This is a genomic window from Anoxybacillus sp. P3H1B (assembly GCF_001560855.1).
GTDB lineage: Bacteria > Bacillota > Bacilli > Bacillales > Anoxybacillaceae > Anoxybacteroides > Anoxybacteroides rupiense.
Window position 1 is genome coordinate 127,796 of the sequence record NZ_LPUG01000028.1, and the last position, 12,948, is coordinate 140,743.

Consider the following 12,948-nt stretch of genomic DNA (forward strand, 5'->3'; position numbering starts at 1 on the left):
ACTATTCATTCCATGTACAGCTGCGGGCCTTGGTAATGTTTATACTTGTACCATAATGGCATCCCCTTGACCGCCGCCGCTACAAATAGCCGCAATTCCGATGCCGCCGCCGCGACGTTGCAATTCATGAATTAGCGTGATAATAATCCGCGCGCCGCTTGCACCAATCGGATGTCCTAGTGCGACCGCCCCGCCATTCACATTCACTTTTTCAGGGTCTAATCCAGCAATCTTGATGCTGGCTAAAGCGACTGCTGAAAACGCTTCATTAATCTCAAACAAATCGACTTCCTCCGCTTTTTTTCCTGTTTTTCTGAGCAATTCATTAATGACAAGCCCTGGTGTTTTTGGGAAGTCCTTTGCCTCAACAGCTATCGCAGCATGACCGATAATGGTCGCTAACGGCTTTCTTCCTTCTCTTAGCGCTCGTTCTTCGTTCATTAAAACAAGCGCAGCTGCTCCGTCATTGACTCCTGGAGCATTGCCGGCTGTAATCGTGCCAGACGGATCAAATACAGGAGACAGCTTTGCTAATTTATCAAGCGATGTATCTTTACGCGGTGATTCATCATGCTCCACCAACAGCGTTCCACCCTTGCGTTGCGGTATTTCAACCGGTACAATTTCTTCTGCTAACAACCCTGCCTCGATCGCCGCGATCGCGCGCTGATGGCTGCGATACGCCCACTCGTCTTGATGCTGCCGGGAAATTTCTAATTCTTTGGCCGTCTCGCCTCCATATATGCCCATATGGACACCTGTAAAGCTGCATGTGAGACCGTCATACACCATTAAATCTTTTACTGTCGAATCGCCCATGCGGAGCCCCCAGCGCGCCTTTGGTAAAACATACGGTGCATTGCTCATGGATTCCATTCCTCCGGCGACAATCACTTCGCCATCTCCAGCGCGGATGATTTGGTCAGCCAATGTTACGCTCCGCATACCAGAGGCACATACTTTATTAATCGTCTCCGTGCGCACTTCCCACGGAATTCCGGCATAGCGAGCCGCTTGGCGTGAAGGGAGCTGTCCTTGCCCTCCTTGTAGAACAGTTCCTAAAATGACCTCATCAATTTGCTCAGCGCTAAGATTAGCCCGATGAAGCGCTTCCTTAATAGCGATCCCGCCTAATTGTGAAGCCGTTAATGAGCTAAGTCCTCCGCCAAATTTTCCAAACGGCGTACGCACTCCGCTTAAAATAACCGTTTTTCCCATCTTCCTCTCCCCTTTGAACTATATTTATCCACTTAAGCCATGTTTAAGTGTCAGCAGTCTGTACGATGGACTGTTCGAATTTAGAAAGCGATTACAAAATACAGACTGAACGCTCGCTCGATACAATAGACTAGGAGAAAGGTGTACATTTCGCACACCTCCCTCTTCTATTATACTAATTATTTTTAAAAATACGAATTATTTATTCAATTTTTTTTTAAGATACCATATCCTTTTGGTTTTCGTCACCAAATACCGCTTTTTCTAAAAGCTCGGCAATATCATACGTCGCCACTTTTTCCTCTACTTCCTTCGCTTTTGTTCCATCCGTCAGCATCGTTAAGCAATATGGGCAGCCGGAACTGATCACCGTTGGATTGACAGCCAATGCCTGTTCCGTACGTGCAACGTTAATGCGCGTTCCTGTCGTTTCCTCCATCCACATGAGACCGCCACCGGCGCCACAGCACATTCCTTTTTCGCGGTTGCGTTCCATTTCTACAAGCTTGACGCCTGGAATCGCTCGCAAAACGCTGCGCGGCTGCTCATATACTTCGTTGTAGCGCCCAAGATAGCAAGAGTCATGGAACGTAACGGTTTCATTCACTTCATATTTCGGTACTAATCGCCCTTCCTCCACAAGCTTGGCAAGAAGTTCCGTATGATGATAAACCTCTGCTTCGAATCCAAAATCCGGATATTCATTTTTAAATGTGTTATAAGCATGTGGATCAATTGTTACAATCTTTTTGACACCTGCTTTTTCAAATTCAGCGATATTGCTATTCACTAATTCTTGGAATAAAAATTCATTTCCGAGCCGGCGTGGGGTATCACCGGAGTTTTTCTCTTTATTTCCTAAAATGGCGAACTTGACGCCTGCTTCGTTTAATAAGCGCGCAAATGCTAAAGCGATTTTTTGGCTTCGATTATCAAATGCGCCCATTGAACCAACCCACAATAAATATTCAAATTCTTCGCCGGCTTTTTGCATTTCCTTCACCGTCGGAATATGAGCATCCTCGCGCAGCTCCCGCCAATTTTCTTTCTCTTTTCGATTGAGCCCCCATGGATTTCCTTGGCGCTCAATATTGGTCATGGCACGTTGGGCATCGGGATTCATTTTTCCTTCTGTTAATACAAGATAACGGCGAAGATCGATAATTTTATCGACATGTTCATTCATGACTGGGCACTGATCTTCACAGTTACGGCATGTCGTACAGGCCCAAATTTCTTCTTCAGTAATGACATCGCCAATTAAGCTTGGCATTTCGAGCGTAGCTGCTTGCTCCTGCAAGCCTTGTGCGGCAAACGCCAGCTGATTGCCTCGCGTATTTTTAAACGCAAATGCCGGCACCCATGGAGCTTTGGAGGTCACAGCCGCTCCTGTTTCCGTTAAATGATCGCGCAGCTTTAAAATTAAGTCCATCGGCGAAAGCATTTTGCCCGTTCCTGTGGCTGGGCACATGTTCGTACATCGGCCGCATTCCACACAAGCATATAAATCGATCAGCTGCGTTTGCTTAAAGTCTTCAATTTTTCCAACGCCAAATGATTCCTGTGTCTCATCTTCAAAATTAATTTTCTCAAGCTTTGGTCGGGATAAACGACTAAAGAAGACATTCACTGGACCTGCAATTAAGTGTGCATGCTTCGACTGAGGGACATATACTAAGAAGGTAAGCAGGATCAGCAAGTGAATCCACCATGCGACATAGAAAAGTACAGTCGCTCCTGTTTTTCCTACCCAGAAAAACGCACCAGCGACAAGAGAGGCGATCGGTTCGCTCCATGTTGCTTCCTCGGCGTGCCAAATCATGGACATGCCATTTCCAAACAACACAGAAAGCATAAGCCCCCCGATAAAAATTAACACTAATCCAGCCTTGAAATCGCGTTTTAAGCGCACAAGCTTTTCAATATATCGGCGATAAAACGCCCAAAATACGGCAATTAAAATGAGGAGAGTCACGATTTCTTGGAAAAACGTAAATCCTGGATAAAGCGGCCCTAATGGAAGATGGGCTCCTGGTACAATTCCTTTCATAATAAAATCAATAGCCCCAAATTGAACAAGAATAAATCCATAGAAAAAAACGACATGGATTAAACCGCTTTTTTTATCCTTCAAAAGCTTTTTCTGCCCGAATACATTCACCCAAATTTTATCTAGCCTTTCTTTTACCTTTTGGTCAAATTCCACTTTCTTTCCTAGCTTAATGTAAGCAATGCGCGTTTTTACAAGATACGCAAATAAATACACAGCGTAAGCGGTTACAAGCAAAAACGCAAGGAAGTTAATCACTAATAACGCATTCATATTTCTAATGCTCCTTTCCCCCTTGTTTTTCCATTAATAATAAAAATAATATTAATAACAAAAGAAATTTTCAGAATTATACCCCTTGGCTTTATTTTAATAATGAATGAGCATTCAGTCAACAACGTTTTGCTGGGGCAGGTGCTAATTTTTTTCATTTAGGGAACATTAATAACGATCGATGCAGACAGGAGGAACGTACAATGATGATTTTGTGGGTCATTGTCATTTTCGTTGTACTGATTATAATAGATGTACAAATAGGGCGCAGACGGACAAGCGGAAATGCCAAAAAAGAATACCCGATGCGCCAAGGCAACATAGAGCTGTTTACCAATGGAAAACATTTATTCTTCGATTATTTCCAAACAATCGAACAAGCAAAAAATCATATTCATATTTTGTTTTATATTGTCAAAACGGACGACATTAGTCAATATTTTTTTTCTCTTTTACAGCAAAAGGCAAGAGAAGGAGTGGAAGTCCGTTTGCTTGTAGACTGGATCGGCAGCTTTGGACTTCCTAAATCAATTATTCGTTCTCTACGAAAAAGTGGTGTCCAGTTTGTCTATAGCCGAAAACCTACATTCCCTTATTTCTTTTACAAGCTAAATCGCAGAAATCATCGAAAAATAACCGTAATTGACGGAATGATTGGCTATGTTGGCGGTTTCAACATTGGCAAAGAGTACATTGGCCAGGATACGGATTTTGGAGATTGGCGTGATTATCATTTAAAAATAACCGGAGAAGGGGTAGCGGATTTGCAAACACAGTTTTTTGATGATTGGGAAGCCGCGACAAAAGAAAAGCTCACGACACGCCAGCTGTACTTTCCACGAGCAGATAAAGGCCCCATTACCCATCAGTTCATTGCGACAAATGGGCAAGGACTTGAAAATGAATTCATTGCGCTGATCCGCCAAGCACAGCAGCAAATCATCATCGGTTCCCCTTATTTTATTCCTAGTGCTAAAGTAATGAACGCGTTGCTTGACGCATTAGAACGCCAAGTCGCGGTGACCATTCTCGTTCCGCTCAAAGCGGATCATCTATTTGTCAAGGAAGCCGCCTTTCCCTATTTCTACCGCTTATTAAATGCGGGAGCGGAAATTTATCGTTTTTATCAAGGATTTTACCATGCGAAAACGATCATGATCGATGATCGCGTATGCGATATTGGCACCGCTAATTTCGATAAGCGCAGCTTGTTTTTAAATGGCGAAATGAATTGCTTGATTTATGACCGTTCCTTTATGCAGCACATGCATCAGGTGATTAAACGCGACCTTTCCCGCTCTGAACGATTGACGATCGATTTTTGGAAAAAACGAACCATATGGGACCGCGGCAAAGAATCGCTATCTCTCCTTCTTTCTGAATGGCTATAAAAAATGTTGGGGCTTTTTCCCCAACATTTTTATTTCCAAAATACACTCAGCCACTGAAATACTTTCATGCCGAGATAAACGCCAATAATTCCTGAAATTCCCGCCAGCGCCGGCGGAGCTGGAATCGGCAGACGAAATAGGGTAAATAAAAAACCGACGACCATGCCGGTCAGTAATGATATAATTACTTCTTTCATGACATTCTCCTCCGTTCATGTCCGCTGTCCATTTTTCGACATATATCTACTTTTATCGACAGCCCTTACACATCTTAACATACTCTCTGCAAAATGAGGAGTCAAAAAAAATGGATATATTTGTGTTGCCTTCAATACAAATATATCCATTTCCTGTTTCACTTAATATGATATTCAAAAAATAAAATAGGCGATTACATTTTTTCTGGCGCCGACACGCCAATTAAAGCTAAAGCGTTTTGCAGCGTGATTTGTACAGCTTTAACAAGAGCTAAGCGCGCTTGGCTTTTTTCCTTATTTTCCGGATCAATTACTTTTTCCGCATTGTAAAAGCTGTGCAAAGCAGAAGCCAGATCAAAAACATAGTTGGTAATTCGATGCAGCGTGCGCTTCAAAGCCGCTTCAGAAACAGCAGACGGAAACTCGCCCAGCTTTTTCAAGAGTTCGATTTCTTTTTCAGATTGAATATACTCGAGCTTCTGTGTCCCTTCATATGTCAAATTCTGCTCGGCTCCTTGACGAAGAATGCTGCAGACACGCGCATGAGCATATTGTGCATAATATACCGGGTTTTCATTCGATTGCGAAACCGCTAAGTCCATATCAAAATCTAAATGGGTATCGCTTGAACGCATCGCAAAGAAATAACGAGTCGCATCCAAGCCAACTTCTTCCATTAAATCGCGCATCGTCACCGCCTTGCCAGTACGCTTGCTCATTTTTACTTTCTCGCCATTTTGATATAAGCTTACTAGCTGAATAATTTCGACTTCCAATACCGCCGGATCATAGCCGAGCGCTTCAATGGCCGCTTTCATGCGCGGAATATAGCCATGATGATCGGCTCCCCAAATGTTAATCAGCTTCGTAAAACCGCGTTGCAGTTTATCCTGATGATAGGCGATATCTGGAAGCAAATACGTATAAGAACCATCTTGTTTGATGAGCACACGATCTTTATCATCGCCGAAGGCTGTCGAACGGAACCATGTAGCGCCATCCTGCTCATAAATATGCCCTTTCTCTCGCAACGCTTGCAGCGCTTTTTCGATTTTACCGTTGTGATATAACGATGTTTCCGAATACCATACATCAAAGTGGACGCGGAAATCCTCCAAATCTTTTTTTATTTTATTCATTTCGTAGTTTAGGCCGTATTCGCGAAACAGCTTTAAACGTTCCTCTTCGTCCAAAGCTACAAGCTTGTCTCCATGCTCTTTAGCCAGCTGTTTTCCTAGCTCAACGATATCTTCGCCATAGTAGCCGTCCTCCGGCATGTCTTTATCAAGGCCAAGCGCTTGGAAATAACGAGCTTCCACCGACTTCGCCAAATTGAAAATTTGATTGCCTGCATCATTAATATAGTATTCGCGTGTCACTTCAAATCCCGCTTTTTCTAAAACATTGCACAAGGAATCACCAACAGCGGCTCCACGCGCGTGTCCTAAATGCAAGCTCCCAGTCGGATTGGCTGATACAAACTCGACCTGCACGCGCTGTCCTTGTCCGACATTCGTTTGCCCGTAGGATGCGCCTGCTTCAATAATGAGCGGAATTAAGTTGGTTAAATAGCTATTATCCATGTAGAAGTTGATGAACCCAGGACCGGCAATTTCAATTTTTTCAATCGATGCCTTCGTTTTGTCAAAATGGCGGACCAGTTCTTCTGCAATCATACGCGGTGCTTTTTTAGCCACTCTGGCAAGCTGCATCGCCATGTTGGTCGAGTAATCGCCGTGAGCCTTTTCTCTTGGCACCTCTAAAATAATATTGGGCACTTCCTGTTCTGTCGCAAGGCCCGCTTTGATTACCGCTTGCTTGATTTCTTTCTTTAACTGCTCCTTCACCTGTTCCACAATATTCATCATAATTCCTCCCTAAATGTGATCGTTACGGCGTGGCGACCCACTCGCTCATGCTGCATCTCTAATGTATAAGATAGAAATAGCTTCCCTTTTTTCGTTTTTTCTTCATACCAATATTCGATATGATCCGTTTTCGTTTTCATGGTCCATACTCCAAACGGCGTTCGGTAGTTTCCTGATGTTTCTTGCTTTTTTCGAAACACATGGCGCATTTGAACCGCTCCAGAACGAATCACGACGACCTCATCTTTCGTTATTTTTACAACGGTTTTCACGTTGCCGATGTCTTGGCTTTCTTCAAATGTTAAATACGAAGCATTTTCTTTTATGTAATATAGACCATGCGCTTCCAATACAATTGTCTCTTTTCGGCTTCCGTCCCGAATATCCGTTACATGCTTCAGACGGATCGGTGTTCCGTTGGCCTTTTCCATCGTTGGACACACCCTTATAAACATGTTATAACTTTAATAAGTATAAGAAATGGTGTGATGATATTCAAGAGTGCGAAGACAAGAAAACAAAGCGGCTCGCTTGAAACCGGATGCTTTCAAGCCTCCAAGGCCACTTCAAGCAAAATTTTATCAAAAATGGACCAGTTGAACTGTCCACTATTGATATATTCTAATGGACGCAGGCGTGAGTATGAAGTAAAACCCCGTCTTTTGACAAAGACGGGGTTTGTTTATTTTCGTTTTTGCACCCATCCGAGAATCATTTCGCGGATTAGTTTGCTTGCTGTGTTAGCTGTTTGTTCAGAATGATCATAAACCGGTGCTACTTCCACTAAATCAGCACCGACTACATGCACATCTGACCGTGCGATTTCGTGAATGGCAGCCAGCAGCTCTTTTGACGTGATGCCTCCGCAATCTACGGTGCCTGTTCCTGGTGCGTGCGCTGGATCTAGCACATCAATATCAATCGTCACATATACAGGACGTCCCGCAAGCGTCGGAAGCACTTGCTTAAGCGGCTCTAACACCTCGAATTTAGCAATATACATGCCGTTTTCTTTCGCCCATTGAAATTCCTCTTTCATCCCTGAGCGAATACCGAACGAGTATACATTTTGCGGTCCAATGAGCTCAGCAATTTTACGGATTGGCGTTGAATGAGAAAGCGGTTCGCCTTCATACTGCTCGCGCAGGTCTGTATGGGCATCCATATGAATAATTGCCAAATCAGGATATTTTTTATATACAGCTTTCATCACCGGCCAAGAAACTAAATGTTCACCGCCCATGCCAAGCGGGAATTTATCGGCTGCCAAAATGCGGTCTACAAACTCTTCAATCATATCCAAGCTCCGTTGGGCATTGCCGAACGGAAGCGGAATGTCCCCAGCATCGAAAAATTTGACCTCTTCCAGCTCACGATCTAGGTATGGGCTGTATTCTTCAAGCCCGATTGATACCTCGCGAATGCGTGCCGGGCCAAAACGGGAGCCGGGACGGTAACTGACCGTCCAATCCATCGGCATGCCATAAATCACGGCTTCACTTTCTTCAAAGTTCGGATGGCTTTTAATAAAGACATTGCCAGAATACGCTTCATCGAATCGCATAAGCACCTCTCCTTTACTTCGTTAAATCCGCCACAAATTTTGGCAACACGAAGCATGCTTTATGAAGCTCTTTCGTGTAATATTTCGTTTCGATTTCATGGAAACGTTCATCACTTACTGCAAGCGGATCATATTTTTTCGAACCTAGTGTGAATGTCCACATGCCGCTAGGGTACGTAGGAATATTGGCAATGTAGAGGCGCGTAATCGGAAAAATTTCGCGTACATCGCGTTGAACATTGCGAATTAAATCTGCTTTAAACCAAGGGTTGTCTGTTTGCGCTACAAAAATGCCATCTTCCTTTAACGCTTTCGCAATGCCTGCATAAAAGCCTTTTGTAAATAAATTGACTGCAGGACCAACCGGTTCTGTTGAGTCTACCATAATGACATCGTATTCGTTTTCACTTTGCGCAATATGCATAAACCCATCGTCTACCTTCACTTCGACGCGCGAATCCTCTAATTTCCCAGCGATTTCAGGAAGATATTGCTTCGAATACTCAATGACTTTGCCATCGATTTCAACAAGTGTTGCCTTTTTGACACTTGGATGCTTAAGAACTTCGCGAATGACTCCACCATCGCCGCCGCCAACCACAAGCACATTCTCCGGATTTGGATGTGTGAACAGAGGAACGTGTGCGACCATTTCATGGTACACAAACTCATCCTTTTGCGTCGTCATGACCATTCCATCAAGAATCAGCATGTTTCCAAACTCTTCTGTTTCCACCATATCAAGCTTTTGGAATTGCGTTTGTTCTGTATGTAAAGTGCGTTTAATTTTCGCAGTAATTCCAAAATTTTCTGTCTGTTTTTCCGTAAACCATAGTTCCATACTGAACACCCTTTCTTGATTAGCATTCATATACAATGATTATTTCCTCACACAAAAAAACCAAACATGAAAAAGTATAGAGCAATCTAGCAAAATTTCAAGTGAAAATTGCTAGAAAAATGTTTAAAATGGGAAAAATTTTTTCATACTAATATCAATAACATCGATGAGGTGATGAACATTGGAAATCATCCCAAGCAGCCGGTTCCGCGGAACAGTCAAATACATTCGTGCATTTATATTTATAACCCTTATCCTAGCAATCTTATTCACCCTCTGCCTAGCAGGGGTCATTGCGCTGGCGAAAATTGAAGGAGCGCCTCCCTTGGCTGTACCGCAAACGACGATTTTTTATGCTGATGACGGCACAAAAATCGGGGAAAGCGATAACGGACAAACGCGTTACTGGGTGAACCTGCGCGATATCTCTCCGTCTGTTATTCAAGCCACCGTCGCCGTGGAGGATCGAAGTTTTTTTGAGCATCACGGCTTTGATACCAAGCGGATCGCCGCTGCCGTCATTGCTGATATAAAAGCCATGAGTAAAGTGCAAGGAGCCAGCACGATCACACAGCAATATGCCCGGAACTTATTTTTAACCTTAGATAAAACATGGATGAGAAAATTGCAAGAGGCATTATATACCATTCGCTTAGAAGTAAACTATAGTAAACAGGAAATTTTAGAAGGATATTTAAATACAATCTATTACGGACACGGCGTTTATGGAATTGAAGCGGCCGCTAATTATTATTTTGGAAAATCAGCTAAACAACTCACACTAAGCGAGGCCAGCATGTTAGCCGGCATTCCGAAAGGCCCCTCCTACTACTCGCCGTTCAATAACGAGCAACGAGCCAAGTCGAGACAGAAAATTGTGCTGCAATCCATGGTTGAAAGCGGATATATTACGAAAAAAGAGGCGGCAGCAGCATATAAAGCGCCGCTTGTCTATTCGCGAAATCACGAAGTCACAAAAAAGCAAATCGCTCCTTATTTTCAAGATGTAGTAAAGGATGTATTGCGTAACAAATTAGGAATTGATGAACAAACCATTGAAATGGGTGGTTTGCGCGTCTATACTTCTTTAGATCCGAAGATGCAGACCATTGCTGAACAGCAAATTCGCGACACGATCGATCCAGCATCAGCGATTCAAGTGGCATTTGTAGCGATGGATCCTCATACTGGCGAGGTCAAAGCACTTGTCGGCGGAAGAGATTACAATAAAAGTCCTTATAACCGAGCGGTTCAAGCCGAACGGCAGCCAGGTTCAACATTTAAGCCGTTCCTTTATTATGCAGCGATCCGCCAAGGCTTTACGCCATCAACAGAAATGCGCAGCGAATTAACCACCTTTACATTTGACGATGGCAAGGCCACTTATACGCCGCATAATTATAATAATTATTACGCTAATGATACCATCACACTAGCGCAAGCCATCGCTCTTTCTGATAATGTCTTTGCCGTAAAAACCCATCTATTTATTGGCGAAGACAAGCTTGTGCAAACCGCCAAAAAGCTGGGTATTACCAGTTCATTAAAGCAAGTGCCGTCACTGGCGCTGGGAACATCGCCAGTAAGAGTGATTGAAATGGTCAATGCCTACAGTATATTAGATAATAATGGAAAGAAGGTCGAGCCTGTATTTATAACGAAAGTTGTCAACCATAAAGGAGAAACGATCTACGAATACAACGCAGAATCAAAGCAAATTCTTAACCGCGATGCGGCTTATGTAACGACTCAGCTGATGACAGGCATGTTCGATCCAAAGCTTAACGATTACACGACCGTCACTGGGCAAGCCGTTCTTCATGATATTACTCGTCCATACGCAGGAAAATCCGGAACAACCGAAACGGACAGCTGGATGATCGGCTATGCGCCGCAGCTGGTAGCTGGTGTATGGACAGGATACGATCGCGGAGAAAAAATTACGAAGCTGGCAGAAAAACAATACGCTAAAAAGATTTGGGTCAAATTTATGGAAAACAGCTTAAAAAATGAACCGGTTCAATCATTTAAACCAACAAAAGGAGTCGTCGGAGTATATATCAATCCCGATAACGGAAAATTAGCCACAAAAGCATGCCCTATAAAACGGCTCACGTATTATGTGGCTGGAACAGAACCGACTGAATATTGCACGGAACACCTTGATAAGAAAAAGAAAAAGGCACCTCATCATAAAGAAGAAAATGAACCGAACTGGTTTGATAAGCTATTCAAATGGTTTTAAGCAAAAAGAAAACCCTCAAGCGACATTTGCTTGAGGGTTTTCCTGTCCTAGTTTTATTGTGTTATGCATGTAGATTTAGTTTACTCTTTTTCCAAAAAAAGCTCAAGTACTCGCCTACATACGTTCACAAAAAAGCCATATATATGGATAAATATTACTTAAATTCCAATCCATTCTTCAATTCATCGCTAGAGCGATCCCACATCCCGCGATCATGCTGCTTTAAAAAGTGAGCCAGCACTCGCTTCGATCGTTCGTCCATATGGTCGACAAGAATGCGCCGCTTCAGCGATTTATCAAGCTTATTGACATGATCCGGAAGCACCTTGTATCCGCGACGCGCTTGGCGATCCACTGTCATTTCACAAGCAGTGACCCCTGCATAATAAGGCCCCTCGGCTGCTCGATCAATCGTCACCCACACAAGCCAATAAGGTTTTCCATTCGGTACTTCATCGCGGTTAGGCGTAAATTTAATTCCTTTTTCCACTACGCTTCGAGCATGCATCGCCCCAATATCAACAAACGCTTCGCCAGCTTCCACATCGATAATGACAGGCGATACGTTGTCTAGGCTTAGCGCTCCTGCTCCAAATCCGCCATGCCCAGCTGTCGGATCACTTTTAATAATATTAAAACCGATGTTTTTCTTTTTTTGCTCCATGTAAACACCCCTTTAAAAAATAATGGATGAAAACCATGATTGCATCTGCTGCAACACAAAAGGAACCGCTATATTAAAAATCGGATGGATCGTATATCGATCAAGCGGCGTCAACACGAGGATCAGAAAGATAAGCGCGCCGTAGTTTTCCCATTGCGTCATTTTCGCCCGCACATGGCGAGGCGCAAGATCCTCAATAATCCGGTATCCATCCAATGGAGGAAACGGCAACAAATTAAACACGAATAACAACGCATTTAAACTGATGAAGATTTGGAAAAATAAATCGAATCCCGCGGCAAACCAGTCAGGAATCATCGTCATGACTCCAAAGCGAATCATGCTGTACCAAACAAGAAATCCTATTGCCGTCAGCAATAAGTTGCTGATCGGTCCCGCAATGGAGACAAGGATGCCGGCTAAACGCGGATTTTTAAAATGATGCCGATTAACAGGCACAGGGCGCGCCCAACCGAAACCGGCAAGAAAAATAAGTAGCGTCCCCAGCAAATCTAAATGAGCTAACGGCGACAGCGTCATCCTTCCTTGATTTTTTGCCGTCGGGTCGCCAAATTTATAGGCGACATAAGCATGGGCAAATTCATGAACTGAAAAAGCAATGGCCAGCGCCATCAGC

11 protein-coding genes are annotated in these 12,948 nt (G+C 43.5%); 2 read left to right on the top strand and 9 right to left on the bottom strand.

Going from position 1 to position 12,948, the window contains the following annotated elements:
- Positions 1-39: 39 nt before the first annotated feature.
- Positions 40-1,218, bottom strand: a complete 1,179-nt coding sequence (locus tag AT864_RS15930) for an acetyl-CoA C-acetyltransferase (protein WP_066150669.1) — start codon at positions 1,216-1,218, stop codon at positions 40-42.
- Between the two features lie 217 nt (positions 1,219-1,435).
- On the bottom strand, positions 1,436-3,541 hold the full coding sequence (locus AT864_RS15935) for a heterodisulfide reductase-related iron-sulfur binding cluster (protein ID WP_066150671.1): 2,106 nt from the start codon (positions 3,539-3,541) through the stop codon (positions 1,436-1,438).
- Positions 3,542-3,744: 203 nt separating this feature from the next.
- On the opposite strand from AT864_RS15935, the gene cls reads away from it, so the two are divergent.
- Entirely contained in the window at positions 3,745-4,932 is a 1,188-nt protein-coding gene (cls, locus tag AT864_RS15940) for a cardiolipin synthase (RefSeq protein ID WP_066150674.1), read from the top strand.
- Between the two features lie 29 nt (positions 4,933-4,961).
- Here cls and AT864_RS15945 read toward each other — a convergent pair whose 3' ends face one another.
- From AT864_RS15945 to speE, 5 genes are all read right to left on the bottom strand, one after another.
- A complete protein-coding gene (locus AT864_RS15945) occupies positions 4,962-5,129 on the bottom strand; it encodes a XapX domain-containing protein (RefSeq protein ID WP_066150676.1) in 168 nt (55 codons plus the stop codon).
- 194 nt (positions 5,130-5,323) lie between these two features.
- Positions 5,324-6,994 (bottom strand): arginine--tRNA ligase, encoded by a 1,671-nt coding sequence (argS, locus tag AT864_RS15950; protein WP_066150678.1) that lies wholly within the window; start codon positions 6,992-6,994, stop codon positions 5,324-5,326.
- Entirely contained in the window at positions 6,994-7,428 is a 435-nt protein-coding gene (locus tag AT864_RS15955; protein WP_066150680.1) for a DUF1934 domain-containing protein, read from the bottom strand. Before AT864_RS15955 ends, argS begins: the two co-directional genes overlap by 1 nt.
- 251 nt (positions 7,429-7,679) lie before the next feature.
- On the bottom strand, positions 7,680-8,561 hold the full coding sequence (speB, locus tag AT864_RS15960) for an agmatinase (protein ID WP_044741510.1): 882 nt from the start codon (positions 8,559-8,561) through the stop codon (positions 7,680-7,682).
- Positions 8,562-8,574: 13 nt separating this feature from the next.
- Positions 8,575-9,402 carry a polyamine aminopropyltransferase gene (gene speE / locus AT864_RS15965; RefSeq protein ID WP_044741509.1) on the bottom strand — a complete coding sequence of 276 codons (828 nt, stop codon included), beginning with the start codon at positions 9,400-9,402 and terminating at the stop codon, positions 8,575-8,577.
- 181 nt (positions 9,403-9,583) lie between these two features.
- On the opposite strand from speE, the gene AT864_RS15970 reads away from it, so the two are divergent.
- Positions 9,584-11,647, top strand: coding sequence for a transglycosylase domain-containing protein (locus tag AT864_RS15970; protein ID WP_044741508.1), 2,064 nt, complete (start codon positions 9,584-9,586; stop codon positions 11,645-11,647).
- A 154-nt stretch (positions 11,648-11,801) separates the two neighbouring features.
- On the opposite strand, the gene AT864_RS15975 is transcribed toward AT864_RS15970, so the two are convergent.
- Together AT864_RS15975 and AT864_RS15980 are read right to left on the bottom strand one after the other, a co-directional pair.
- Positions 11,802-12,311 carry a YwhD family protein gene (locus AT864_RS15975; protein WP_066150682.1) on the bottom strand — a complete coding sequence of 170 codons (510 nt, stop codon included), beginning with the start codon at positions 12,309-12,311 and terminating at the stop codon, positions 11,802-11,804.
- Between the two features lie 12 nt (positions 12,312-12,323).
- Complete coding sequence (locus AT864_RS15980) at positions 12,324-12,944, bottom strand: site-2 protease family protein (RefSeq protein WP_082741721.1); 621 nt, start codon at positions 12,942-12,944, stop codon at positions 12,324-12,326.
- Positions 12,945-12,948 lie beyond the last annotated feature (4 nt).